We start from the raw sequence: 24644 nt of genomic DNA on the forward strand, positions 1-24644 counted from the left end.
TAAAAATGCAGAATTAATTTTTATTTCGGAATTTGATAGCAATAGGATATGTAACTATCATGATGGGCAAAGGAAACGGCAATGTCTAATTCCCGCCCATCTTTTATCAAAATAGGATAGCCGGCCGGATGCTTCTCGATTAAAACGTCAGAAATTTTTAAACCGTCTAATAAAAAGCTTCTGACGGCTTTTGATTGGCTTTTATGATCAGAATTATCAATCTGTTTAACCGCCCATTGCACATCGCCTTGATCAATAACGGTGGCAATAAAATCGTCATTTATTGTTGAAAGAAAAGGTAGCACCATGTCTCCCTCCCCGATTTCGCCCTTATAAAGGTGATGTGCATTCTCCCCTTTTTTTGAAGTATTAAGGATGCTTAATTTTTGCACGGTCAGTTTAGCCGGAGCAAATATCAAATCAGGATTATTACGCTTCAAATATTTATAGGCAGACTCTTTTGCAGACCAAAGCAACCAGACAAAATTCACTAAAGTAATTTCGTCGAGATTATGAAGGCCAAACTCTGCAGGGGTGATGAATTTAGAGTAGAATGCGTGACTCTGAGTTCGCTGTTGATCAACAGCTTTTAATGCGACAATATCATTGCCCGCGCTTATCACGCAGGCTTATTGATTTTTTCGGAAATTACATCAATACAATTCCCAACGTTGTACATTTTCTCGGCAGCATCAAAATCTATCTCAATATTGTATTGGGCTTCGGCATCTATAATGATATCAACCAGGTTAGCCGAGTTGATTTTCAAATCTTTTATTAGGTCTGTTTGCTCATTGATCCCGTCCAGCATTTCTTTGTTTTCTGTGTAAGGGGTCAGTACTTTTTTTAATTCAATTAAAATCTCTTTTCTATCCATCAGTCGTTCTTATATTTCGAGATTATTAAGCAACTGTTAACATCACCAAAACCAAAATTGGCTTTTGCAACAGTATTAATCTCCTTGTCTACTCTTGTTGTAGGCAAATTCTTTTCCCCAATTATATCTAAAATTTCCGGAATTGGGTCTTCTAAATTCAAATTAGGGTGTACAAAGTTATGTTTTAATTGCAAAACTGCCGCAACTGTTTCAATAGAGCCGGCGGCACTCAATGAATGCCCCACCATCGACTTCAACGAATTTACCATCGGAAAATCATCTCCTTCACGCCCTAAAGCCTTTACCCAGTTCTGAACTTCCAGTCTATCGGCAATGGTGGCTGTCAAATGGCCGCTTACCAGATCTATTTCGCTGGCGTCGATATTTGCGTCAGTTATCGCTTCACGAATACAACGTATTACTCCTTCCGGACCCGGCGCTGTCATACTGCCGCCGTTTTTCTGTCCACCAGAGTTAGTTGAGCCGCCTTTTAATTCGCCATAAATTTTAGCGCCCCTGGCTAATGCAAAATCCAGATCTTCTAAAATCAATGCTCCCGCTCCCGAACCGGGAACAAAACCACCGGCAGTAGCACTCATTGGTCGTGATGCGCGCGCTGGCTGATCATTATATTTACGCGACAATACGCGCATAGAATCAAATCCGCCAAAAACATAACGGTCTACAAACTCACAGCTACCCACTACCATACGTTTGGCCATGCCGAACTTGATGTACTCATAACCCATTAATATAGATTGCGTACCGGTAGCACAGGCCGCAGAGTTATTAATGATCTTATTTCCTAATCCCAAACGGCCAGATATATAGGCAGTAACACCACTATTCATAATTTGTTCCACCACACGCGAGCCTAATTTCTTCGATTCGCGGGCATCGACCCTATTGATAGCGTTTTTAATCACATCGGTATCGGCAACACTGCTGCCAAATACGCAGCCTGTTTCCCAAAGGGTATCCTGGCTAATGATCTCATTACCGGCATCCATCCAGGCATCTAAAGCTGCTTTAATGCCATAGGCTATACCCTTACCCTTTAAACCATACAGGCTGGTTTCGCTGATATAGTTACGCAACTGCTCCCACTCAAACTCGGGGGTACCGCTAACCTGGCAATTAAATTTCAAGTCCTCATATTCTGGGACGAAACGGATGCCAGATATACCATTTTGTATAGCATGCAAAAAATCAGGAATATTCAGCCCGTTTGGCGCTACTACGCCCAGTCCTGTAATTACAACGCGGTTACCCATTCTTAAATCTATAATTTAACGGCATTTTTTATGATGCCTGAAAATACGCCTTTTGCCACCAAATCGCCATCCGCGTTATGCATCTCTACCAAACATTTCAACTTACCAAAACGAAAATATTGTTTTTTTGAATTTACAGTCACCTTTTCGCCGGGCAATACCATTTTAAAAAAATCAACATTGGTTGACGTTAATAAAGGGAATGAATCCGCATGCATCACCGCGCCTTCATGAGGTTTTCCGTCCAACATTAAATAAATACCCAAAACCACCAAACCAATCTGCGCCATGACCTCTGTGATGATTACACCAGGAGTAACAGGATTATCCGGAAAATGATCCTCATAAAAAAAAGCGTCCGGTTTGAGCGTATGATTACCGGTTACGCCGTTTTCGTCCAGCGCGGTAATATTATCAACAAACAGGAAAGAAGATTTGTAAGGTAAATATTTTAATATATCGTTCATTTAACCCCTCTAAATCTCCCCAAAGGGGAGACTTTTTAAAAATTCAACAATAATAACCATTAATTCAAAGTCCTCCCCCTCGGGGAGGGTTGGGAGGGGTTACCTGCAATTCTCGCCACCATCAACCCGTATTATTGTGCCGTTTATCCAGGCAGCCTCATCTGTACAAAGCAGGTATATAACGTTTGCAACGTCTTCTGGTTTTGTAATTCTTCCGGATGGATTTCTGGCAATGGCATGTTGAATTAACCGTTCGCTGTCAGGTATACGTTTTAACGATGGCGTAGCTGTAATTCCAGCTAAAATCAGGTTAGTTTTCAAACCATATTTTGCCAGTTCGACGGCCATATAAGTAGTCAAACTCTCCAGCGATGCCTTGGCGATAGCTACCGCGGCATAGCCTTCCCAATATTTATCTGAGCCTTCGCTGGTTAAGCCAATGATACGTCCATCAGTATGAAATAAGCCGGCAGCAATCAATTCCTTCGTCCAATCCAGCATACTAGTGGCCATTGCGTAGGTGGTTAATTGAATATCCTGTTGCGTTAAAGCTTCTTTTTCACCCTCATTAATCAACGGCTTTAAATTGCCGCGGGCGATTGAATGCAACAGCAGCTTAACCTTACCTTTTTTATTTTGTGAAAACTCTTCAACAAACGCAATTCGCGCAGCGTTGTCGAGCGCATTAATATTGTGTGCGGTAATGTTTACTTGATTATCGAATGCTAACTCGGCAAACCGCTCTTTTAATGCTCTTTCAGCGGCGGCAGTTTCACGATAAAGCACCGCCACATTCATGCCATGGCTTGTCAATTTCTCTACCGCTGCCAGTCCAAACCCGCTTGATCCGCCTAAAATGAGCGCCCAGCTATTGTCAAATTGTTTATTGTTAGAATACACTTAACTTTCGTAAATATCAAAGTCTAAAAGTAACGGAATTCTTGGAATTTTATAGCTTGTGCCGCACACTTAATTAGGCAAAATGGTATTATTGGCTATATTTGTGACAACTGACATCGAATAAACTAAATATGAAAACAAGAATAATATTTGCCTTGCTGCTACTGTTGCCGGGTGCGGTTGTTCTGAGTAAAAACATACAGCAAAAACTGGATAAAGCTGCCTTTTACGAGGTGATGGACCGGGGTAATTTAGATGAAGTTGAAAAAGAGATGGATATAGTGGTCAACTCTTCATCGCCAGAAAAAGAGGGCTACACCGGTGCGCTGCTTATGCGCAAAGCCAGTTTAGTTAAGCTACCCTCGCAACGTTTAAAATTTTTCAAGGCCGGCCGTATCAAGTTTGATCCGGCTATATCGGCAGATAAAGATAATGTCGAATACCACTTTCTTCGTTTAGCTATCCAGGAACACGCCCCTAAAATAGTTAAGTACAATAAGGATATTGAAGCGGACAAACAGATCATTATAAAGGCTTATAAAAACTTATCACCCGCAGTACAAAACGCCATAAAGGACTATTCGAAAAAATCGAAAGTGCTAATAGCAAGCGATCTTAACTAACCCTGTACTAATGAGTAAAAAGGTATTAGCTATATATTATTCGCAGTCGGGCCAGTTGGGCGAAATCATTGACAACTTTACGCAACCATTGATTGATGAAGGTATTGAGGTTGAAAAGGTGCGGGTACGTTTAGTTAATGAGCCTAACTTCCCCTGGACAGCCGATACTTTTTTTAGTGTGATGCCTGATTGCCAACTGGATGTTCCGGCGGAACTGCAACCTTTCAAATTGAAAGAGAAAAAATATGATTTGATTGTATTGGGTTATCAAGCCTGGTTCTTATCTCCCAGCATACCGTTCAACTCGCTGATGCAGACCGAACAGATGAGGGAAGTGTTGAAAGATACGCCCGTTATCACCGCTACCGGCGCACGTAATATGTGGCTTAGCGCATTTGTAAGGGTTAAAAAATTACTACGCGCTGCGGAAGCCAACATGGTGGGTAACATTGCTTTGGTCGACACTCACCCTAATCCGGTAAGTTTCGTAACTATTTTCCATTGGATGCTGCATGGAAAAAAAGACAGTTATCTAAACATTTTCCCCCCTCCCGGTGTTTCAGATGCGGATATAAAACACACCAGGGTTTTTGGCGAAAGTGTTATCCCTCATTTACTGGATAACAACTGGGACGGACTGCAAGCAGAACTTGACGCTAATAAAGCTGTGGTATTGAATTATAACCTCATGATTATTGAAAGTACGGCCAGCAAGATCTTTAAGGCCTGGGCTAATTTTATAGCTAAAAGAAAAAATAAATTACCCTGGATAAGGGCTTATAAATATTACCTGTTAATTGCTTTTTTTGTGGGTGCCCCTATATTGATAACCCTGGATGGTATTTTATTCAGATTCACTTCGCCTAAACGTATTAAGGCTAAGAAACAATATTATTTAAATTTAAATTAACCGGTATGTCCGTTTATATTACTAATACATCTAAATTTCTCCCTAACGAGCCTGTACCTAACGAGGACATGGAATTGTACCTGGGCTACATTAACGACAAACCGTCTAAATCAAAAAGCATTGTACTACGCAATAATGGTATTACCAACCGGTACTATGCTTTGAGCAAAGGTGGCAAACCAACACATACCAATGCCCAAATGACTGCCCTGGCAGTTAAAGAATTATTTAAGAACAATCCTAAAAAAATGGATGAGGTAGAACTGCTTTCATGCGGTACCTCATCTCCAGACCAAATGATGCCGTCGCATGGCGTAATGACGCACGGTTGGTTGCCAGAGATTGGCCCTATTGAAGTCGTATCGCCATCAGGCGTTTGCTGCGCGGGTATGCATTCATTAAAATTTGCCTATCTCGCCATTAAAGCAGGCGAGATCAAATCTGCTGTTGCTACGGGTTCTGAACGTTTTTCGGGTTTGTTGGTGTCTGACGTATTTGAAGAAGAAGCACAGAAACTAAAAGAGCTGACCGATAATCCGTTCATCGCTTTTCAAAAAGATTTTTTACGCTGGATGTTGTCTGATGGCGCATCGGCATTTCAATTAAGCGACGAACCTAATCAAGAAGGCCTGAGCTTACGGATAGACTGGATTGAAGGTGTTTCATACGCCAACGAAATGGAAACCTGTATGTACATGGGTGCCGATAAGCAGCCTGATGGAACCCTGAAAGGTTTTATGGACTATACGCCGGAAGAGATCATGACCAAGTCAATCTTCAGTGTTAAGCAGGATATTAATTTATTGAGCGACAATATCGTACCGCTTGGTGGTAAAAAGATAAAAGAGATCTTTGATAAAAAAGGATTGTCCGCTAAAGACATCGACCATTTTTTACCGCATATCTCCAGTAATTTCTTTCGCAGTAAAATTTATGATCTGGTGGAGATCTACGGCGGCGGCATCCCTTACGAAAAATGGTTCATCAACTTATATACCGTAGGTAATGTGGGTGCGGCGTCAGTTTATTTGATGATAGATGAATTGTTCCATAGCGGCCGCTTGAAAAAAGGTGAAAAGATCTTATTGTTGGTTCCTGAAAGTTCGCGTTTCTCTTATATGTACGCGATGTTAACAGTGGTTTAACAATGAAAAAAGAAGACGTTCCGCAGGACCTAGGCGCTTTGGGCAAAATAACCAAAGAGGTTTGCTACGCTACTGACGAGAATGGCAAATACACCACCGAATTGAGTAACGGCTGGGACGTTAAAACAACCGCGCTGGATACGGCCTGGCAAAACGTCGAAGAACGCATCGCGACAGCAAAACAAAAAGTATTAAATAAAGAGGCCAGCCCTATCCTGTTCTTCATGGAAAAATCTTTGATGGATATAGAAATACTGGCCGGCTATACAGGCTTTTGGCAATGGCAGGTAAAACGGCACTTAAAACCCGATGTTTTTAATAGCCTGCCCGAACAAAAACTAAAAAAGTATGCTGAGGCATTCAACCTGAGCCTGGCCGATTTAAAAACCATGACTATTAATGAAGCTTGACTTTAACCACATACAGGCCGCGCACTGCGAAAACGGCGTAACCGTAGGCTTGTTAAAAAATAGCGGAGTTAAGCAAATTACCGAGCCTTTGGCCTTTGGCATTGGCGCGGGTTTATTCTTTGTCTACATTCCCTTCCTCAAAATAAATAACGGGCCGGTAATAGCGTTCCGCAGTATGCCGGGCTTAATCTTTAAAAGAGTTTGCAAGGCGTTAGATATCCCGATTGTCCGTAAAAAGTTTAGTTCGAAAGAAGCGGCTGAAAAATTCTTGAATGATTGTTTGGCCGAGGGCAACCCGGTAGGTTGCCAAGTGGGTGTTTATTATCTGCCATATTTTCCAAAAGAATACCGCTTCCACTTTAATGCCCACAACTTGATTGTTTTTGGTACCGAGGATGGCAACTATATGGTGAGCGACCCCGTAATGGAAGGTACAAACATAATGTCTGCCTATGAACTTGAACGCGTGCGATTTGCCAAAGGTGCTCTTGCTCCTAACGGACAATTATATTATCCCAAGGAAAGCAAACCGGTTACCGACGAGCAGATGGTTTCGGCTATTAAAAGCGGCATTAAAAGGAATGTATTTAACATGATATCGCCACTAATGGGGCCGGTAGCCGGGGTAAACGGAATTACGTATACGGGCAAGAAGATCAAAAAATGGCGTAATAAGCTAGGACAAAAAGAAGCTGGTTCATACCTGGCACAACTGGTGCGTATGCAGGAAGAAATTGGTACAGGCGGCGGTGGTTTTAGATATATTTACGGTGCTTTTTTGCAAGAGGCACATGCCTATATCCCTAATGATGATCTGTTAGGGATCTCAGCACAATTTACCGCTTCCGGCGATTTATGGAGGGAGGGCGCTATCCAGGCTGCAGGCATATACAAAGGCCGCCTGGGCAGTCAGGAAGATTTTAATGTGATGGGTGATTACCTGTTGCAAATTGCAGAGATAGAAAGAAAAGCCTTTGTGGCACTAAAAAATATAAAATGGCAATAACCGGTGCGTTGGCTATCAATATAGAACACATGGGCTTTCGTTATCCGGATAACGATAAGGTGTCGTTTGCTGATCTGAATTTGCAGGTTGCAAAGGGCACCCGCTTCGGGCTGTTCGGGCCAAACGGTGCGGGTAAAACCACCTTAATGAATCTCATGACCGGCGTATTATCAGTAACCGATGGCAGCATCAAACTATTGGGTAAAGAAACCGGCGAACAAAACAAAGAAGTAAATAAGCTTTTCGGTTTTGTACCACAAGACTTCTCCTTTTACCATGAGCTCTCCCCTGCCGAAAACCTGGAATTCTTTGGTGCCTGGGCCGGGCTGTCCCAAAAAGAAATTACCGACCGCACAAACGAGCTTTTACAGATTTTGGGTTTAGAGGATGTTCGCAACAAACCAGTGGAGAAATTCTCGGGCGGGATGAAGCGCAGAGTAAACCTGGCTATTGGTGTTGTCCATAACCCGCAGGTTTTGTTTTTAGATGAACCAACTGTTGGCGTAGATGTGCAGACCCGTACGGCTATTATTAACTATTTGTTGGAACTCAATAAAACCGGCACAACGCTTATCTATACATCGCACCAATTAAATGAGGCTGAAGATTTATGTGAGGAGATTGCCATGATTGACGAAGGTAAGATCATTACCCAGGGACATATTGATGATGTGTTAAAGGCGCATAACCACGAAAGTCTAGAGGAATTATTCATTAATCTAACGGGCAAAGCCTACCGCAACTAATGTTTAAACTCTGGATCTCCATCAAAAAAGACATTCGTATCCTGTTGCGCGACAAGGTGGGCATCTCGTTGATGTTCGTGATGCCGATCATTTTGGTGGTTGTGGTTACCAGCATTCAAAACAGCACTTTTCAACTGGTCAATAAGAACAAGTTACCTATCGTAATCTGCAATACAGATACAGGTAAGGCAAGTACGCAGTTTATCGAATCTGTCAATAAGATAGGCATGTTTACCGTGACACAAACTAGCAAAGACAAGGCCGCCGCCATAGCAAGCGACATGGAGAGTAAAGACGCTTTACTGGGTGTGGTTATCCCTTCCGATTTTTCGAAGGTAGTTAATGAAAAAGCTAAAAATGCTTCTGACAAAGCCATGGCGGCCTTTAGCGGCCAGGCAGATAGTGTTAAAGCCGGCACACCTAAACCAGCGGTGAGTCTGAGCGCCTTAAACTTATATTACAACCCTGTCTTGCAGGAACAACTTCGATTCTCCATCCAGGGCGCTATCCAAAGCGCTTTACAGATTGTACAGACGCGCCAAACGCTGCGGACGCTTTATTATGACTCGAACGAAAAAGAATTGCCTAAAAGCCTGGAAAATGAGATGTTGAATAGCAGCACTACCATCAATATGCTGCCAACCTCAAAAGACGGCACCCGTACTACGCCAAATGCATCGCAGCATAACGTGCCTGCCTGGACAATCTTTGCTATGTTCTTCGTGATCATGTCATTGGGTGGTAGTGTGGTTAGGGAAAAAGTAAGTGGTAGCTTTATTCGTCTGAAAACCTTGCCTACTAATTACCTGGTAGGTTTACTATCTAAACAACTCACCTATTTAGTGGTAACGCTTATACAAGCTGTCATTATATTTTCTATCGGGATCTGTTTTTTTCCGGTAATCGGCTTGCCGCCGCTTAACCTACCATCAGATCTGTTTGCCTTGTTCCTGGTGACGTTGGTTTGTGGCTGGTGTGCGGTTAGTTATTCTATCTGCGTTGGCGTGTTTGCCAATACGCAAGAGCAATCTAATGGTTTTGGGGCTATCTCTATCGTGATACTGGCTTGTATCGGTGGTTTAATGGTGCCGAGCTTTGCTATGCAGGGCATTGCTAAAACGCTGACCAACATCTCGCCCATGCACTGGTGCCTTGAGGCTTACTACAGTTTATTTTTACAAAACGGTAAATTAAGCGATGTGCTAAACAATATCGGCTCTTTGTTTATTATTACCGTAATTATCCAAATAGTAACTTATTTAGGATTGAAACGAAAAAATTTGATATAATTACCTTATGGAAAAAGAAGCCTTAAAAGAACAACTAAAAGCACAGATCATACAGTTTTTAAACCTGACCGACCTTACGCCTGCCGATATCAGGGACAAAGATCTGTTGTTTGGTGACGGTTTAGGCTTAGATTCTATCGACTCGTTAGAACTAATCGTTCTACTTAAAAAAGAATACGGTATAGACATACGCGATCCAAAAGAGGGCCGCAAAGCTTTGGTTGATATTGATACCATGGCCGATTATATCATCGAACACAGAACTAAGTAGAGATATTCTAAAATGATTTATAGAGAGACGCAAATAGCGTCTCTTTTTGTTTATTGATAATTTATGCGAACGTGCTCGCTCCGTGTAGAGACGCAATATTTTGCGTCTTGGACTATCTCAGCGTAAAAATCCCCTGCAATTTCATATAAGTTGTTTCGCCATTAAACAACGATGCAGTTACTCTAAAATCGTTGTCGGTTTGCTTGTAAGTAATGTTTAGCTGTAGTATACTGACAGATGGCTCAACCAACGAAAGAAACTTAATGTTGTCGGCACGCACCAAACGTAACTCAGTTTTCAGGGTATCGGCCAGGATCTCTTTTACAATTTGCAGCATACAAGCGCCGGGCACAACAGGCTGGCCTGGAAAGTGAACTGCCAATATTTCGCTGTGCCGATCTACTTGTAGTTCGGCGTCTATCCGGCCCTCATGATGTATTAGCGATTGTATTTTAAGCAGGGGTTCTTTAAGCATAATTGAATTAACAGGCAGATACCAGCATCAATGAATGATAACTGTTTTGGTAGTGATTATAGATCAATATTTTTTTAGGCGATGAAATCTTTATTTCACCATCAGCAACCAAGGCAGGCACTTCGCCCCTTTTAACAATGTTTGCAGCTAGCCATAACGCAAATGATGTAGATACCGGGTATTCTCCGCACAGATGCTTATACTTAGCCATTGAATTATTGGCAAAGAAGTTAGGTATCACATTTTCGTAAACCTCATCGTTTTTAGTATCTCCATTTTTCCCGGTAATAACCAGATCGATCTCTTCAATGTTTATCGCGTTAACAGTTAAAAACTCCCTGATGTTTAATTCAACATCGGCTGTGGTTTTAGGTTTATAAAACGTTTTTGTAGCTATTAATTCCGCCAGGTTGTCCGGCGATGGTTGGTGATTTAGTAAAAAGAATATAGACCCTTCGCCGCCAATAGTACCGTTTGATCTGGTTTTGTAAAGATCGGCATTTGACAATGGCCAGCGTTTATACAATCCTAAACGGGTCAAAACCTTGAAAGCGGTGTCAGTCATTTCTTCGGTGCCACCCACCAGGACTTGATTAGCGTCGCCTTCATTCAAAAGCATCATGGCATCCAGCAGGCTGCTTTCAAAAGATACCCCTTTGTGAACAAAGGTATTGTTATAGCCGTGGCACTTTAACGATAAAGCTATCTGCGCCGTTACGGTATTATGTGTTGATTGAATGAATGCTGTGGGTGGCAGCATTTCTTCATCTAACTCAATAATTCTGGTTAGAAAAGCTATTGTATCTTCCTGGCAGCCTAAAGCTGTGCCGGTAATAATTGCGTCAGGCATCTCTATTTGTCCATCCTGCAGGCATTGTAACGCTGCAGTAATACCCATTTTAACCATACGGCTCATACGGCGTGCCATTTTAGGGTCGACGTATTCTTTATAATCGGGTTCGATGGCGGTTAAACGTGTACCGTTATATTCGGTTAATTCCGTTAAAAACGGAACATCGCCAAATGTTTTCTGAGCGGTTATTGCGGCTGTCGAGCGGATATAGGCCTTCATAAATTAAACAGCCGAAAATATTAACGATGTACAATTGCCGCCAAAACCAAACGAATTTGATAACACATTTTTCAGTGGCTGGTATTTCAGGTATTCAGTTTCGGGTTTGAAAGGTAGCTCCTGCATCTGTGTTTTAAAACGAAGATTAGGATAGATCAAACCATGTTTAACAGACAAAACTGAAAATACAGCCTCAACCCCACCGCTGGCACCCAATGTATGCCCGGTAAATGATTTGGTGGAACTCATTGGCGGGTAGTTTGGTTCAAACAGGCGTTTTATTGCTGTTCCCTCAGCGCTATCGTTGTTTGGAGTACCGGTTCCATGTAAATTAATATAGCTGATATCTGTGGTTTGCAAACCGGCCTTGTTCAAAGCGCCCTGCATAGCCATATAAGAGCCTGTACCATCCGGTGAAGAGGCCGTTTGATGGTAAGCGTCATTACTGTTGTTATAACCACTTAAAGTACAGTAGAGCGGCTTATTTAGCGTTTTAGCTACTTTGTCTGATACCATTACCACGTAGCCTGCACCTTCCCCCAGGTTTAGCCCTTCGCGGGTATCGTCAAAAGGGCGGCAATATTCTTTATCCAGGATCATCAGCGTATTAAAACCATTCAGTGTGAATTTAGCCAAGGCATCGCAACCGCCGGCAATCACCACATCCAAAATATCATTCCTGATTAATCTTGCCCCATAAAATATCGCGTTAGCAGATGACGAACAGGCGGTGCTGATGGTAGTCAGGTAATCAGTGATGCCTAATTCATCAGCAACAATTTCTGTAATGCTGCCACATTCGTGGTCAAACACATTACGCAGTTTACCCTTGTTGTTATCCGCCAGGAAGTCGACAAAAAAATCTTCGCTTTTATCCATACCGCCAACCGTATTAGCCGACACAAAACCCGTACGCAATTGAGAAAGGTCAGGAATCGCTGCATCATTCAATGCTTCGCGGGCGGCTATCAGGCCCAACATTTTAGTGCGACTTAGCTTGGGAGAGATTCCGGCCATTGCTGCCAGGGTTTCGTTGTCCAGCTTAACCTCGGCTACAGGTAGTATACCTTTATGCCTGGTGTTGAACAAGGTAATATCGCCCATGCCCGCCTCGTAATTTTGGAAAGCGGCCAGATGTTCGGCAACATTATTACCTATCGCGGTAATAACTCCTACTCCTGCAACATACACCGGTGAACTCATTTATATCTTATCAATTATCAGGTTATCAAATATGGTATCCAGGTTCTTTGCAGAGAAAGGAATTGCCCCGGCTTTTTCAGCTTTCTCAACTAAAAACAATACCGATTTATAATCGTCATTCAGCACATCAACCCAACCGCAAATGCAGGCTTCTAAAACGTTGGTATCAAGCAGCTGAGCTACGTACTGCTCAATAAATGCTGCATCAAACTTTTCAAATATAAAAAATGCGTCTTCGCCTTTAAAATTGTTACGGATGCAGATCTCGCCAATCATGATATTTGGCAAGGTGTAAACAAACAATGCCGGGCTCGGAATGTCAGCCACACTCTGCATATACTTTTGATCGCTATCCAAACTTGCATTGGCATTGCTCAATACCAAACCAACCTGCTGCGGCTGGTATTGTTTGATGCCGGCGTCCTTTAGCAAAACTTCGGTAGCCAGCCAACCCAGTTTACTCAGGCTATCCATTTTGTGAAACTTAGAATAAGCAAGCTCAAAATGCTGGTAAACTGATAATAAAAACGCCGGTAACTCAACACCACTGTTTTCAAAAACAGGGCGCTCATTGTGATAAACCACGTTTTTAGAGATGGTAACATTTGATGTTATGTAATTATTTATATGCAAGTATTTAAATATTTGATTATAAATCACTTATATTTTATAAAATGCCAGTATGGCAGTAATTAAATTACTTATTTACTGAACAAAACTACTGCATTACATCCACCAAAACCCGAAGCTGTTTTTAGGCAGGTCTTCATTCTTTTGGTGGTTAAGGTAGTGCAGATATTTATAGGGTTGCTCACTCCCAATGTTTCAAAACCTAAAGTAGGCAGTATGATATTTTGTTTGATCGATTGAATAGAAATGATTGATTCTATTAATCCTGCCGCCCCCAGGGTGTGACCATAATAACCTTTTAAACTATTTGTTGGCACGGTTTCAAGCCCAGCCAGGGCAATGGCCTTAGCCTCCATTTCATCATTGTAGCTGGTTGCTGTGCCGTGTGCCGATATGAGGTCTATATCTTCCGGCTTTAATCCGGCCATGCTTAGCGTCCGGTCAATTGCTTCAGAAAGCTCTTCCCCTGTCCGTGAAGGCGCCGAAATATGATTGGCATCGTTTGATACAGCCCCGCCTAAAACCTTGATCCTATCGGCGTATTTAACGTCGGTAGACAATACGATGGTAGCAGCTCCTTCACCAAGCGTTATCCCGGTGCGGTTTTGATCAAACGGTTTACAAGGCTCTTCGCTAATAGCATTGAATGACTGAAAACCCGACAATACAAACTTACTGATCTCATCTGCCCCAACCACAACGGCGGTTTCATATCTGCCCGATTGCAACAAACGGACTCCGGTTAATATCGCCATGATGCCCGAGATGCAGGCATTTGAAACCACCAAAGGCTGATTGACAAAACCGAAATGACGAGCAACAATTTTAGCTGATGTATGTAAAGCGACCCGATTTTTTAGACCGGCATCATTGGGATTAGTTTCCAGTAAACTGACATTTCCTTTGGTTGTAGATACGATAAGGATTGTTTTTTCACTGGTGACATCAACGCCAGCGTCTTTCAAGGCCGCTTCTACAGATGCTATAAGTAAACGCTCAAACTTACTGTTTGACAATGTGTTAAATTCTTCATTTTCTTTATAGTTAAACAAAGAAGCCTGAAAATCAGTATCAGAAATAGTTTTATTTGAATGTTTTTGTATCCCCGAAATGCCTTGTTTAATTCGCTCGAAGTTTTGGCTAGTAGTGGTGCCTATCGGCGAATAAATATTATCGGCAACGATATATACCGCAGGCATTATTGATTGATGAATATTTTCATTTCGCATTGCGCTACCTCCACATCGTTACACCATATTTTGCCTGATACTATACCTGCATCAAAAACCTGTACCTCTGTCTTCACTTCAGTAAATAACACGTCCCCGACTTTTGGCAAGCTGTAAATCTCAAAGTTTTTAACCTGGCCTATATACCCATTAGCTACCGGGCGGTTTTCTATACGCGCCATATTACCCGAGCCGGCAGCGGCGGTTTGCGCCATGTTTTCCATCAGGCCGGCTTCGCTAAACTCGCCGTTAATCACAAACAAATTATCAGCCGTTATAGTAAAATTGGTGCGGGTTATATTATCGTCAGCAAACAGTAATTCGCCCACCATTACAAACGGCGGTTTCTGAGGAATTAACGATAATATACTTTCTCCTGCTATCATGAATATAAACCAACGTTAATTAGCCCACCTTCGGTTTGCCGGCGGCCAAAAATTGCTTTACTTTCTCTATATCCTTATACCTCGGCGCATCCTCAATAAACTTAGGGAAGATAGCTCTAACTTCTTTATAAACAGCCAGCGTAGCAGATGCCAGCTTATCCTGGCAATTCAGGTAATCAATAGCCTGCAAAATGGTCATTAACTGAATGGCCAATACACTGAACGAATTATCTATCACCCTTGATGTCATTAAAGCTGCATTACAGCCCATGCTCACAATATCCTGGTTATCATTATTGTTAGGGATACTGTGCACATACATCGGGAACGACAGTGTCTGATTCTCGGCTACAGTGGATGTAGCGGTGAACTGCACGCCCTGCATCCCAAAGTTAAAACCTAATACACCCAGGTTTACAAACGGCGGGAATTTTAAGTTCAGCTTATCGTTTAGCAGGTAATTTAACTGACGCTCAGAAAGCATTGACAGCTTGGTGATTGCAATCTTCAGTTTATCCATTTCCAGCGACACATAGTCACCGTGAAAATTACCTCCGTGGAATACGTTTTGATTTACGTGATCAATGACCGGGTTATCATTAACCGAATTTAACTCGTTCACCAATACTTCTTCTGCCTGCGAGATGGTGTCCAGGATAGGACCTAGTACTTGAGTTACACAGCGTAATGAATAGTATTCCTGCACTTTATCTTCAAATACTTCCTGATCGATATTGCCCGGGTGGTATAAATGGTCTGTACGGCTACGGATCATTTTACTGCCTGATAAAATATCGCGCAACATGGCAGCAATTTTATTTTGACCTTTATGATGTTTAACAATATTCAGCTCGTGCGAATAATGATCGTCATAAGCCTGCACGATCTCATTAGTCATAGCCGAAAACATAGCCGACCATTCCAGCAGTTTATGCGCCTGGATAACGTTAACCATACCAATACCCGTCATAGCCGAGGTACCGTTGATAGTAGCCAAACCCTCACGTATATGGATTGACAATGGCTTTATGTTTAGTCTTTTGAAAACGTCGGCAGTTGGTTGAATGCTTCCTTCATAAATCACTTCACCCTCGCCTATCAATACCAGGCCCAGATGTGCCAATTGCACCAAATCGCCGCTTGCGCCTACACCACCATGATCAAATACACAAGGGGTTACATTTTGGTTGATCAGTTCTTGCAGTAATTCAACTATATCGGTATGCACCCCAGAAAATCCCTGGATCAGACTATTCAGACGGGCTATCATTAATGCTTTAGCCTGTAACGGGCTTAACAAATTACCGCTGCCCGAGCTATGGCTGCGGATCAAATTATACTGCAGTTGCAGTAAATTCTCTTCGCTCACCTTGTATTGCGCCATAGGGCCAAAACCGGTATTAATGCCGTAAATTAGTTTATTAGACGAAAAGTTCTGAAGGAACTTAAAGTTGGTTTCAATATTTGTTAAAGCTGAGGGTGATAAAGTAACCGGTTTATGGTTAAACACGATATCGTTAAAGTCTGCTAAAGAAAGGACATCCTGTCCAACAGTTATCATAGGCTAATATTAATAAACAATCTCTTAAACCCAGATCCAGCTTAATAGTTTGCCGTTCATGGATGACAAATATATAAAATAGTGGTTAGTTATCAGCGGTTGGTAATCAGTTGGGGTAAGGATGAGTATAACGATTGAGAGAACGGATCGGTAAGTTAAAAGATGTTAAAGCCATTTTAAAAACACCGGCGCCTGTTTATGTTTGTAAGGATTTGACTATCAAACCTTATAACGCATGCGCAGCCTTTTAGCTATAGTGGCTTTATTTATTTGCGTTGACGCTTACGGCCAGCAAATAAACGGCATCATAACCGACAAACAAAGCGGCAGATTAATCAGCGGGGCACTAATCACCTCGTCAAAAGCAACCGTACTGAGCGACTTTCATGGGCAATTTACTATAGCCGTTAAAATACCTGGCGATACTATACATGTAACTATGCAAGGTTATAAATTATATCAAATCCCTATACCAACGGCCAATGCTACTTTAATCATCGCTTTAGATAAGCAGGCCATTCAATTGAAAGAAGTAAATATCTCGGGACAAAGAGATCGGCTGGCAGACTCATTGGCAACACGCAGAGAGTTCGCAAAAAGCTTCAATTCGGCAGCGCCAAAGTTTAGCGATGTTGTGAAAGTTGGTATTACTCCCGGGCTAATACCCTTACCGGGGATTGCCATTATCCCGTCGCAATTGGTGCGCGCTATTACCTATAAGCACAGCAGGGAGTACAAATTCAAGAAAACGCTAGTTAAAGACGAGAACGATAAGTACATAGATAGCCGCTTCAATAAAACACTGGTTACTCAAATAACCAATTTAAAAGATGATTCTCTGTCAGACTTTATGGAGAGATACCGGCCGACTGCCTATGTTATTAAGAAGATGACGGATTATGAGGTAAGGATCTATATCAAAAAGAGTTTGATTGGTTTTAAGAGCGGCATTTGATTTAGATAAACAAAATTGTCATGCTGAGCATAGCCAAGAATCTTATCAAATTTTATAGGCGTGGCGTATAAGATCCTTGGCTATGCTCAGCATGACAAGGCGGGTTACACCCGCTTATCAATAAACTTCACCGGCTTACGCATTCCTTCCGGGAACTGCATTTTTTGGATCTGCTCGGCACTGACATAACTAACATGCGGACTAACCCTTAATCTGGCCTGCAAGTACGCACGGATACGGTTGTCGCTGGCTTTGCTATTATCCAATGGCAGCAGATGTAATAGCACTTCATCCATCCCTATCTCGTTCGAGTAAACTTCGACCACATAATCCAACACCTCTTCCATCTCATTTAAAAGATCAAACATAGCTGGTGGATAAAGCGTAGTACCTTTAAATTTGATCATCTGCTTTTTGCGGCCAATGATAGGCGATAAGCGAAGCGTGTTGCGGCCGCAGGCGCATGGTTCGTCAAAATACATGCAGATGTCGCCTGTTTTGTAACGTAGTAGCGGCATACCTTCAACACCCAGCGTGGTTATGGTTATTTCGCCTGGAGTGTTTGCCTGCACAGGATTGTTATCCTCGTCTAAAAGTTCAAGTATTACCAGCTCGGCTTGCAGGTGGCCGCCATGACCTTCGGTGCATTCCGTAAATGCGGTTTGCATTTCTGTCGAAGCGTAAGTGGAGTACAATTTGATATCCCAGGCCTCTGTGATTTTTTTACCCAGAATATTTAAGGAGAAATCGGTATTGCGGATATTCTCGCCTATACAGATAGCTTTCTTTACCGACGTTTGACTAAGATCGATATTATGGTCTTTTGCGGCTTGTATCAGCTTTAAAATAAATGATGGCACTGCTACTATCGCTGTAGGCTTTAATCGCTGTATGGTCTCTAATTGCAGCGAGGGGACTCCCGGACCGAGGCGAATGATGCCCGCCCCTAACTTACGCAGACCTGAGTAATAAGCTATCCCCGCCATAAACTGCCTGTCAAGCGTCAGCATCAACTGGTATATATCTTCACTACTACCATCGGCACAAATAAAAGAGTTGTATTCGTTTAATGTCAAGCGGTTCAGATCATTTTCTGTAAGCCCAATTGTAACCGGGCTACCCAAAGTACCTGATGTTGACGCATATTCAATAATCTGATCTTGGGGCACGCAGATAAAATCGTTATTGCGTTGCTGCAGGTCTTCTTTATGCGTGGTAGGGATGCGTTTTAGATCGTCCAGTGTTTTAATGCTGTTAATGTCGATCTGGTGCTGAACAAACAGCTCGCGATAAAAAGGAGAATTTAGACTTACATGCTTCAGTAGTTCTTGCAGCTTTTGCTCCTGGATGGCTTTTAAGTTATCGGCGCCGATAGTAATGCTCATAGATAGCAAAGAAACGAAAAATTACGCGTTTGTCATTTCGAACGTAACAAAGATGGGCTGTCACCCTGAGGCTCTCGAAGGGTGAGCGCGGGGTGGTATACGTTTAGGCCTTTGCCCTCATGCTTCGAGTGCCTCAGCATGACACTCTATTGCTGAGCTAGCTTATACTGCTTAAAAAAGTTCCAGATCTCGTCGCAGGCGTTCAGGTTACGGGTTGTTTTGCCGATGATAAATTTGGGGAGATACTGCCTGCCATCCGGCCAGGTGTGGCCACCGTTGTTAATGGTATAGCTTATCACTTTAAAGCCTGTGGTATGATTGATGTATTCTTCTTTAAGGATGCTGGTACCGTCGCCTGCCTTGTCAGGAATATTAGTTACTTGTGGTTCTTTACTGCAATTATCCATAGTTATCCATTTATCAACGACAGCTTTATGCGAATAAATAGCTCGGCCAAACACCTTTCCGCCGTTAAAAGATACAATAGGGTCTGTTGTACCATGCATGTAAATTACAGGTATCGGCTTTTCCAGATCATAACCTGCGCCAACATCCAGCGTAGCTGCCACAACTGCAGCGGCGGCGAAGCGATTATGTAATTGGCAAATCAGGCGGGTGGTCATGAAGCCACCGTTCGAGATCCCGGTAATGTATACTCTATCCGGGTCAACATGGTAAGTCTTAATCATATAGCTGATCAGTTGATCAATAAACTTTACATCATCAATACCATGCAGATCAGCCCCATCATGCCAAAAATGCTTTGAAGCCGGGCAAACCACAATAAATTTTTCGCGTTCGGCCACCGGCTTGAAGTTGGCCAGGCGAAACATACCTTTAGGGCTGGCGAAACCACCATGCAATGAAATGACCAATGCCGGTTTATCAACCACACTGGTTGGTATGTAAGTTAAAAAAGATCGTTTGTTGTTGTCAACCATCATATCCCCTTTTATCAGCTTGCCGGGATACCGGGCAGATGCTTTAAAAAATCCAAATGATAGCAACATAAAAAGCAGGTAGCGCATAGGTAGAATTTAATTTATAACCAATTAAACCAAACAACGTTTATTTTAACTCTCTGGTTTTTTAAAACTGTTTGTGTTATTTGTAGTTATAAGATTAAACAATCCTTTAATTGGCATTATCTAACAATCACAACATTATGAAAACAATCAAGGTATTATTAGTTGCGCTATTTACAGCGGCTATGTTTGCAGTAGCACAGGCGCAGATCAGGCTACCGCCTCCGCCACCACGTCCGCCGCATCCGCCGCTGCCACACATAAACCTCCATTTAGGAGGGCCGCCACCGCCGCCGCGAGGCAGAGTTGTGGTAGTAGCACACGGCAGACATGTTCATAGACGTCATTACTATTATTCACATGGTGTACGTCACTACCGCAGGTACTAAAATGAAAAGAGCCGCTTATCCTTGCGATGAGCGGCTTTACTTTTCAACTGTAAACCAAACCAAATAGTCTCTTTTTGTTATGCGGATTTTTTGCGGACGTTAGCTAATGACGACTCATAGATCGCTGTCAACAAATCGTCCGTTCTGAAATTAGTTTCCAAATCGCGGTCTATATAGTGATACGTAATATGTCTTTCGGTATCAATCACATAAACCGATAGCAATGGAATATTGAAGTCAATACCTGCGTAAGTATTCCAGGTTGGATCTTTTTCTGAATAAACTCTGAATTTACTTGCTATCTTATTATCGTTATCATAATAGAAATTAAGCGTTAAACTATGCTCCCAGGTAATCCTGGCCAATGCTTCACGATCAGCACCATCGGTTAACACCAATAAATTACCACCGTTAGCCTTGATCTCGTTCTGGATCTCATTCAATCTTTTTAACTGCTCGATACCCCTATCGCCCCAATGGGTTGAGTAAAACGCTATAGTAAGCGGCCGGCCATATAAATGTTTTAATGAAACCGGGCCGTTTGTAGGTGCGCCATTGTAAAAGTTACGCCAGCGTTTATAATCTGTCACCAAATTTACATCCGGTATCAAATTACCCGTTTTAACCGGTTTTAACTTTTCATAGGTATGATTAAACTCGTTTTCGATATTTAACTCTGACAGATCGAAAAACGGATATTTATTGGTAGTTGATGACATTTTGTACTGAATTGAAAATTAATAATTTATGTTTTGATAGATGTAGGATACGATGATTAGTAACAACACATTCGCAATCCCCTGGTCTGTCGGTCAGAAAGGATGAAAATTTGCAGTGTTGTTTGTGTGCTTTTCATATCGCTATTTTTCAATTACAATACAAATATACTATTAAGTCTATATATTTAATATACTTTATTAGAATATTTTATATTTGCCTGATAATCAGCAATAAATTTTTATTTAGCCAATACCGGCAAACTCAGTTAACTTTTGGCTGATGCTTTTTGATTTTAATAAACACCAGTTTTGAGGTAGGCGTATTGCTTTGTTTAGCAACGCTGTCAATAGGTACCAGTACATTGGTTTCGGGGTAATAGGTAGCCGTATTTTTTTCGGGGATGTTGTAAGGTACTACAATAAACAATCGGGCTACGCGCTCTTTATCGCCATGGGTATTGTACAGATCTACCAACTCGCCTTCTTTAAATCCCGCTTCGCGGATGTCTTTACGGTTCATAAAGATCACCCGGCGCTCATTATGGATACCGCGGTAACGGTCTTCCATACCATAAATGGTGGTATTAAATTGGTCGTGACTACGAATGGTGGTCATCATATATTCACCATCAGCCAATTGATGGTTGGGCAATTGGTTAATGGTAAACGCTACCTTATCTCCATATTTTTCGGTTTTGAACTTGCCGATGCGTGGCGCGTTGGGCAGATAAAATCCGCCTGGCTTGCGGACACGTTTGTTATAGTCATCAAAACCCGGGATAACTTTTTCAATATCATCGCGGATAGCATCATAACTTTTCTCGAACTTATCCCAGTCAATGACCGACCGTTCACCAAGCGTAGCTTTAGCCAGCCGGCATACAATGGTATTTTCGTTCAATAATCTATCTGATACCGGGTCGAGGATGCCTTTAGACATCTGCATCACCCCCATCGAGTTTTCGCAACTGATGAATTGCTCCTCGCCACCCACTATATCTTTATCACTTCGGGCCAGTGTAGGCAGTATCAAAGATTCCTCGCCATGTACCAGGTGACCGCGGTTTAACTTAGTCGACACATTGACAGTCAACTTCATTTTTCGCATCCCTTCGGCAGTATAAGTAGTATCCGGCGTAGCCGATAAAAAATTACCGCCCATAGCAAAGAAAACTTTCAGCTTGCCTTCGTTCATGGCAGTAATACTTTCAACCACGTCATAACCATGCTCGCGCGGTGGCTCGAACCCGTAGAACTTCTTCAAAGCATCCAATTGCTCGGGCTTGGGTTTATCCCAGATCATCATGGTACGATTTCCTTGCACGTTACTATGACCACGCACCGGGCACAAACCCGCGCCTGGTTTGCCGATAGCGCCCTTCAGTAAAGTGAGGTTCAGAATCTCTTTGATGGTAGCCACGCCATTTTGGTGTTGAGTAATACCCATGGCCCAACAGATGATGATGCGCTTTTTATTTTTAAGCAGATCGGCAGCTTCTCGTAATTGCCTTATTGGCACCCCTGCTGCTAAAGCCAAAGCCTTCACATCATGTTGCTGAACATGATGCAATAAATCAGTATAGCCTATGGTGTTATATTTAATAAACTCCTGGTCGAAAACAGTACCCGGTGCCTTTACTTCTTCGTCATACAAAAGCTTTTCAATAGCCATTAGTGCAGCCATATCGCCATTTATTTTTATCTGGAGATATACATCAGCCAGTTGCGTGGTTATGCCCAGCACGCCTTTTACTTGTTGCGGATTTCGGAACCCCATCAGTCCTGCTTCCATCAATGGGTTAATAGCGATGATCTTTGAGCCGTTATCTTTTGCCTTCTCCAAAGCGGTCAGCATCCGTGGGTGATTAGTGCCGGGGTTTTGACCCATGATAATGATCACATCTGTCTCGTAAAAATCATTCAGCGTAACAGTGCCCTTCCCTATCCCGATCATCTCCGCCAGTGCAACGCTGGTAGATTCGTGACACATATTAGAGCAATCGGGCATGTTATTGGTACCAAACTCCCGCACAAACAGTTGGTAGGTAAACGAAGCTTCATTACTGGTACGACCCGAGGTATAGAACGCGGCTTCATTTGGTGAATCCAAACCATTTAAATGTTGGGCTATCTTTTTAAAAGCATCATCCCAGCTAATAGGTTGATAATGGGTGCCGCCTTTGGGCAAGTAAACCGGCTCTGCAATACGGCCTTTTTTGCCTATCTCGTAATCATTTAGCTTAGCAAGATCAGCCACTGTATTTTGCGCGAAAAATTCGCCGGTCAACTTTTTAGTGGTGGCTTCTTCGGCCAGTGCTTTAGCGCCGTTCTCGCAATATTCTGCTATGGGCGACCGGTCATCATCCGGATCTGGCCAGGCACAGCTTGAGCAATCAAAGCCGCCCTTTTTGTTCATATGGTACAAAGCCTCCATTCCGCGCACGGGGCCAGCTTCTTTTAAAACATCGTCCATAGCGGCCACAACGGCCGGGATACCGGCGGCCCAGGTTTTGGGGTCGGTTACTTTTAAATCCGTTAACTCTTCAGGATTCTCTGCCGATGGAAGATCTTTTATCTTACTCATATTATTTTCTGGATACCTCGGCCTTGCCTGCGGCTGTATTAGGATTAGACAGTTCCTCTTCTATAAATAACTGCAACTCGCCGTCTTCGTTTTGATAACCGAATTTATCGGTGCCAGACTGCTGCATGATCATAATTTTAAGGACATATGTATTCATAGGGGTAGATATTTAATGGTTATGTATATGTTTAAAAGGCGAATTAGCAATTTTATTAGATTGTAACACCACACGATGTGGCGCTGTATAAATATTAAAGCGATGATTCCGCAGAAAACCAATGAGCGTAATGTTAAACTCAGTTGCCAACTCAACGGCGAGGCTTGACGGCGCACCAACCGCAGCAATGACGCAAATGCCGGCCATGGCTGCCTTTTGTACCAACTCAAAACTTGCACGCCCGCTTAAGAGCAATACGTTATCAGTTAGCGGCAATAAGCCATGATTTAGAGCCGTGCCAATTAGTTTATCCAAAGCGTTGTGACGCCCCACGTCTTCGCGTACCATGAGCAAATTGCCAGATGTGCTAAATAAAGCGCAAGCATGCAAGCCGCCGGTTATAGAAAAAACATCTTGATGATGTGATAAGGTGTCTGGCAGACTATGTAATATTTCTGAATCGATGAGGATATGATCCTCTACATCCCCATAAATACTAACCGTACGGATGGCATCGATAGATCCTTTACCGCAGACACCACAGCTAGAGGTAGTGTAAAAATTACGCTCCATATTTTTAAGCTGAGGAACGATATCTTCTTTTAAAGTCACGGTTATTACATTCTCGCGGTTTTCTGAACAAACCGTAGCAGTATGATTGATTTGGTCGATATCACTAACTTTGGAAATAATGCCCTCTGTAAACAAAAAACCGGCTGCCAATTCCGGGTCATTGCCGGGGGTGCGCATAGTTACTGATATATTCTGGATGCGACGCTCAGGCGGCGCGCCGTGTACTAAACGAATTTCTAACGGCTCTTCAACCGCTAACTCATCAGCCATATCAGTGCAGAGCGTAGCGTACACTTTGGTTACCGGGAGCTTTATGGTTGATTTTGAAGACATAAATATTTAACAACTGCTAATTTTTATTGTTTCCTTTCTAACAAATCTTT

The 24644-nt window shown here is 42.5% G+C and carries 28 protein-coding genes; 10 read left to right on the top strand and 18 right to left on the bottom strand.

Annotated features, from left to right (window positions below):
- Positions 1-20: 20 nt before the first annotated feature.
- The 5 genes from HB679_RS05310 to HB679_RS05330 form a co-directional block, all read right to left on the bottom strand.
- Entirely contained in the window at positions 21-623 is a 603-nt protein-coding gene (locus HB679_RS05310; RefSeq protein WP_214070890.1) for a 4'-phosphopantetheinyl transferase superfamily protein, read from the bottom strand.
- Positions 620-877 (bottom strand): acyl carrier protein, encoded by a 258-nt coding sequence (locus tag HB679_RS05315; protein ID WP_214070891.1) that lies wholly within the window; start codon positions 875-877, stop codon positions 620-622. Before HB679_RS05315 ends, HB679_RS05310 begins: the two co-directional genes overlap by 4 nt.
- Positions 877-2151: a beta-ketoacyl-[acyl-carrier-protein] synthase family protein gene (locus tag HB679_RS05320; RefSeq protein WP_214070892.1), complete on the bottom strand. Its 1275-nt coding sequence runs from the start codon at positions 2149-2151 to the stop codon at positions 877-879. The genes HB679_RS05315 and HB679_RS05320 overlap by 1 nt, the downstream gene beginning before the upstream one ends.
- Positions 2152-2159: 8 nt before the next feature.
- Positions 2160-2618 (bottom strand): 3-hydroxyacyl-ACP dehydratase FabZ family protein, encoded by a 459-nt coding sequence (locus HB679_RS05325; RefSeq protein WP_214070893.1) that lies wholly within the window; start codon positions 2616-2618, stop codon positions 2160-2162.
- A gap of 99 nt (positions 2619-2717) precedes the next feature.
- The gene (locus HB679_RS05330) at positions 2718-3518 is read right to left on the bottom strand and encodes an SDR family oxidoreductase (RefSeq protein ID WP_214070894.1); all 801 of its coding nucleotides are present in this window, start codon (positions 3516-3518) and stop codon (positions 2718-2720) included.
- Positions 3519-3649: 131 nt separating this feature from the next.
- Between HB679_RS05330 and HB679_RS05335 the strand changes: the two genes are divergently transcribed.
- From HB679_RS05335 to HB679_RS05370, 8 genes are read left to right on the top strand one after another with little or no spacing between them, the layout of a single operon-like run.
- Entirely contained in the window at positions 3650-4141 is a 492-nt protein-coding gene (locus tag HB679_RS05335) for a hypothetical protein (RefSeq protein WP_214070895.1), read from the top strand.
- A 10-nt stretch (positions 4142-4151) separates the two neighbouring features.
- The gene (locus HB679_RS05340) at positions 4152-5051 is read left to right on the top strand and encodes a hypothetical protein (protein WP_214070896.1); all 900 of its coding nucleotides are present in this window, start codon (positions 4152-4154) and stop codon (positions 5049-5051) included.
- A gap of 5 nt (positions 5052-5056) precedes the next feature.
- Positions 5057-6196, top strand: coding sequence for a beta-ketoacyl-ACP synthase III (locus HB679_RS05345; protein WP_214070897.1), 1140 nt, complete (start codon positions 5057-5059; stop codon positions 6194-6196).
- Between the two features lie 2 nt (positions 6197-6198).
- Positions 6199-6606, top strand: a complete 408-nt coding sequence (locus HB679_RS05350) for a hypothetical protein (RefSeq protein WP_214070898.1) — start codon at positions 6199-6201, stop codon at positions 6604-6606.
- Positions 6596-7612 carry a BtrH N-terminal domain-containing protein gene (locus HB679_RS05355; protein ID WP_214070899.1) on the top strand — a complete coding sequence of 339 codons (1017 nt, stop codon included), beginning with the start codon at positions 6596-6598 and terminating at the stop codon, positions 7610-7612. Before HB679_RS05350 ends, HB679_RS05355 begins: the two co-directional genes overlap by 11 nt.
- Positions 7603-8358 (top strand): ABC transporter ATP-binding protein, encoded by a 756-nt coding sequence (locus tag HB679_RS05360; RefSeq protein WP_214070900.1) that lies wholly within the window; start codon positions 7603-7605, stop codon positions 8356-8358. Before HB679_RS05355 ends, HB679_RS05360 begins: the two co-directional genes overlap by 10 nt.
- Positions 8358-9647, top strand: a complete 1290-nt coding sequence (locus tag HB679_RS05365) for an ABC transporter permease (protein ID WP_214070901.1) — start codon at positions 8358-8360, stop codon at positions 9645-9647. The genes HB679_RS05360 and HB679_RS05365 overlap by 1 nt, the downstream gene beginning before the upstream one ends.
- Before the next feature lie 7 nt (positions 9648-9654).
- Entirely contained in the window at positions 9655-9918 is a 264-nt protein-coding gene (locus HB679_RS05370) for a phosphopantetheine-binding protein (protein ID WP_214070902.1), read from the top strand.
- A gap of 112 nt (positions 9919-10030) precedes the next feature.
- On the opposite strand, the gene HB679_RS05375 is transcribed toward HB679_RS05370, so the two are convergent.
- From HB679_RS05375 to HB679_RS05405, 7 genes are all read right to left on the bottom strand, one after another.
- Positions 10031-10393: a hypothetical protein gene (locus tag HB679_RS05375; protein ID WP_214070903.1), complete on the bottom strand. Its 363-nt coding sequence runs from the start codon at positions 10391-10393 to the stop codon at positions 10031-10033.
- Between the two features lie 7 nt (positions 10394-10400).
- Entirely contained in the window at positions 10401-11465 is a 1065-nt protein-coding gene (locus HB679_RS05380; protein ID WP_214070904.1) for a beta-ketoacyl synthase chain length factor, read from the bottom strand.
- Between the two features lie 3 nt (positions 11466-11468).
- The gene (locus tag HB679_RS05385) at positions 11469-12668 is read right to left on the bottom strand and encodes a beta-ketoacyl-[acyl-carrier-protein] synthase family protein (protein WP_214070905.1); all 1200 of its coding nucleotides are present in this window, start codon (positions 12666-12668) and stop codon (positions 11469-11471) included.
- Complete coding sequence (locus tag HB679_RS05390; RefSeq protein WP_214070906.1) at positions 12669-13301, bottom strand: hypothetical protein; 633 nt, start codon at positions 13299-13301, stop codon at positions 12669-12671.
- Positions 13302-13369: 68 nt separating this feature from the next.
- A complete protein-coding gene (locus tag HB679_RS05395) occupies positions 13370-14497 on the bottom strand; it encodes a beta-ketoacyl synthase N-terminal-like domain-containing protein (RefSeq protein WP_214070907.1) in 1128 nt (375 codons plus the stop codon).
- Positions 14497-14913: a 3-hydroxyacyl-ACP dehydratase gene (locus HB679_RS05400; RefSeq protein ID WP_218625287.1), complete on the bottom strand. Its 417-nt coding sequence runs from the start codon at positions 14911-14913 to the stop codon at positions 14497-14499. Before HB679_RS05400 ends, HB679_RS05395 begins: the two co-directional genes overlap by 1 nt.
- A gap of 19 nt (positions 14914-14932) precedes the next feature.
- Positions 14933-16474, bottom strand: coding sequence for an aromatic amino acid ammonia-lyase (locus HB679_RS05405; protein WP_214070908.1), 1542 nt, complete (start codon positions 16472-16474; stop codon positions 14933-14935).
- 235 nt (positions 16475-16709) lie between these two features.
- On the opposite strand from HB679_RS05405, the gene HB679_RS05410 reads away from it, so the two are divergent.
- Positions 16710-17429 carry a hypothetical protein gene (locus HB679_RS05410; RefSeq protein WP_214070909.1) on the top strand — a complete coding sequence of 240 codons (720 nt, stop codon included), beginning with the start codon at positions 16710-16712 and terminating at the stop codon, positions 17427-17429.
- A 104-nt stretch (positions 17430-17533) separates the two neighbouring features.
- On the opposite strand, the gene HB679_RS05415 is transcribed toward HB679_RS05410, so the two are convergent.
- Complete coding sequence (locus tag HB679_RS05415) at positions 17534-18814, bottom strand: AMP-binding protein (protein ID WP_214070910.1); 1281 nt, start codon at positions 18812-18814, stop codon at positions 17534-17536.
- Between the two features lie 146 nt (positions 18815-18960).
- Positions 18961-19842 (bottom strand): prolyl oligopeptidase family serine peptidase, encoded by an 882-nt coding sequence (locus HB679_RS05420; RefSeq protein ID WP_214070911.1) that lies wholly within the window; start codon positions 19840-19842, stop codon positions 18961-18963.
- A 137-nt stretch (positions 19843-19979) separates the two neighbouring features.
- Between HB679_RS05420 and HB679_RS05425 the strand changes: the two genes are divergently transcribed.
- Entirely contained in the window at positions 19980-20228 is a 249-nt protein-coding gene (locus HB679_RS05425; RefSeq protein WP_214070912.1) for a hypothetical protein, read from the top strand.
- A 77-nt stretch (positions 20229-20305) separates the two neighbouring features.
- Here HB679_RS05425 and HB679_RS05430 read toward each other — a convergent pair whose 3' ends face one another.
- The 4 genes from HB679_RS05430 to fdhD all read right to left on the bottom strand — a co-directional run bounded on the left by HB679_RS05430 (position 20306) and on the right by fdhD (position 24594).
- Positions 20306-20947: a redoxin domain-containing protein gene (locus HB679_RS05430; protein ID WP_214070913.1), complete on the bottom strand. Its 642-nt coding sequence runs from the start codon at positions 20945-20947 to the stop codon at positions 20306-20308.
- A 262-nt stretch (positions 20948-21209) separates the two neighbouring features.
- On the bottom strand, positions 21210-23531 hold the full coding sequence (locus HB679_RS05435; protein ID WP_214070914.1) for an FdhF/YdeP family oxidoreductase: 2322 nt from the start codon (positions 23529-23531) through the stop codon (positions 21210-21212).
- 1 nt (position 23532) lies between these two features.
- Complete coding sequence (locus HB679_RS05440; protein WP_214070915.1) at positions 23533-23688, bottom strand: hypothetical protein; 156 nt, start codon at positions 23686-23688, stop codon at positions 23533-23535.
- A 12-nt stretch (positions 23689-23700) separates the two neighbouring features.
- Positions 23701-24594 carry a formate dehydrogenase accessory sulfurtransferase FdhD gene (gene fdhD, locus HB679_RS05445; RefSeq protein ID WP_214070916.1) on the bottom strand — a complete coding sequence of 298 codons (894 nt, stop codon included), beginning with the start codon at positions 24592-24594 and terminating at the stop codon, positions 23701-23703.
- Between the last annotated feature and the right edge of the window lie 50 nt (positions 24595-24644).

The organism is Mucilaginibacter sp. dw_454, from assembly GCF_018449775.1.
Taxonomy (GTDB): Bacteria; Bacteroidota; Bacteroidia; order Sphingobacteriales; family Sphingobacteriaceae; genus Mucilaginibacter.

Coding starts and splice junctions, on each gene's coding strand:
- HB679_RS05440 (WP_214070915.1), bottom strand. CDS start 23,688: ATGAATACATATGTCCTTAAAATTATGATCATGCAGCAGTCTGGCACC.
- HB679_RS05315 (WP_214070891.1), bottom strand. CDS start 877: ATGGATAGAAAAGAGATTTTAATTGAATTAAAAAAAGTACTGACCCCT.
- HB679_RS05420 (WP_214070911.1), bottom strand. CDS start 19,842: ATGCGCTACCTGCTTTTTATGTTGCTATCATTTGGATTTTTTAAAGCA.
- HB679_RS05405 (WP_214070908.1), bottom strand. CDS start 16,474: ATGATAACTGTTGGACAGGATGTCCTTTCTTTAGCAGACTTTAACGAT.
- HB679_RS05375 (WP_214070903.1), bottom strand. CDS start 10,393: ATGCTTAAAGAACCCCTGCTTAAAATACAATCGCTAATACATCATGAG.
- HB679_RS05360 (WP_214070900.1), top strand. CDS start 7,603: ATGGCAATAACCGGTGCGTTGGCTATCAATATAGAACACATGGGCTTT.
- HB679_RS05350 (WP_214070898.1), top strand. CDS start 6,199: ATGAAAAAAGAAGACGTTCCGCAGGACCTAGGCGCTTTGGGCAAAATA.
- HB679_RS05410 (WP_214070909.1), top strand. CDS start 16,710: ATGCGCAGCCTTTTAGCTATAGTGGCTTTATTTATTTGCGTTGACGCT.
- HB679_RS05320 (WP_214070892.1), bottom strand. CDS start 2,151: ATGGGTAACCGCGTTGTAATTACAGGACTGGGCGTAGTAGCGCCAAAC.
- HB679_RS05340 (WP_214070896.1), top strand. CDS start 4,152: ATGAGTAAAAAGGTATTAGCTATATATTATTCGCAGTCGGGCCAGTTG.
- fdhD (WP_214070916.1), bottom strand. CDS start 24,594: ATGTCTTCAAAATCAACCATAAAGCTCCCGGTAACCAAAGTGTACGCT.
- HB679_RS05355 (WP_214070899.1), top strand. CDS start 6,596: ATGAAGCTTGACTTTAACCACATACAGGCCGCGCACTGCGAAAACGGC.
- HB679_RS05430 (WP_214070913.1), bottom strand. CDS start 20,947: ATGTCATCAACTACCAATAAATATCCGTTTTTCGATCTGTCAGAGTTA.
- HB679_RS05400 (WP_218625287.1), bottom strand. CDS start 14,913: ATGATAGCAGGAGAAAGTATATTATCGTTAATTCCTCAGAAACCGCCG.
- HB679_RS05365 (WP_214070901.1), top strand. CDS start 8,358: ATGTTTAAACTCTGGATCTCCATCAAAAAAGACATTCGTATCCTGTTG.
- HB679_RS05325 (WP_214070893.1), bottom strand. CDS start 2,618: ATGAACGATATATTAAAATATTTACCTTACAAATCTTCTTTCCTGTTT.
- HB679_RS05370 (WP_214070902.1), top strand. CDS start 9,655: ATGGAAAAAGAAGCCTTAAAAGAACAACTAAAAGCACAGATCATACAG.
- HB679_RS05395 (WP_214070907.1), bottom strand. CDS start 14,497: ATGCCTGCGGTATATATCGTTGCCGATAATATTTATTCGCCGATAGGC.
- HB679_RS05435 (WP_214070914.1), bottom strand. CDS start 23,531: ATGAGTAAGATAAAAGATCTTCCATCGGCAGAGAATCCTGAAGAGTTA.
- HB679_RS05380 (WP_214070904.1), bottom strand. CDS start 11,465: ATGAAGGCCTATATCCGCTCGACAGCCGCAATAACCGCTCAGAAAACA.
- HB679_RS05415 (WP_214070910.1), bottom strand. CDS start 18,814: ATGAGCATTACTATCGGCGCCGATAACTTAAAAGCCATCCAGGAGCAA.
- HB679_RS05385 (WP_214070905.1), bottom strand. CDS start 12,668: ATGAGTTCACCGGTGTATGTTGCAGGAGTAGGAGTTATTACCGCGATA.
- HB679_RS05425 (WP_214070912.1), top strand. CDS start 19,980: ATGAAAACAATCAAGGTATTATTAGTTGCGCTATTTACAGCGGCTATG.
- HB679_RS05335 (WP_214070895.1), top strand. CDS start 3,650: ATGAAAACAAGAATAATATTTGCCTTGCTGCTACTGTTGCCGGGTGCG.
- HB679_RS05345 (WP_214070897.1), top strand. CDS start 5,057: ATGTCCGTTTATATTACTAATACATCTAAATTTCTCCCTAACGAGCCT.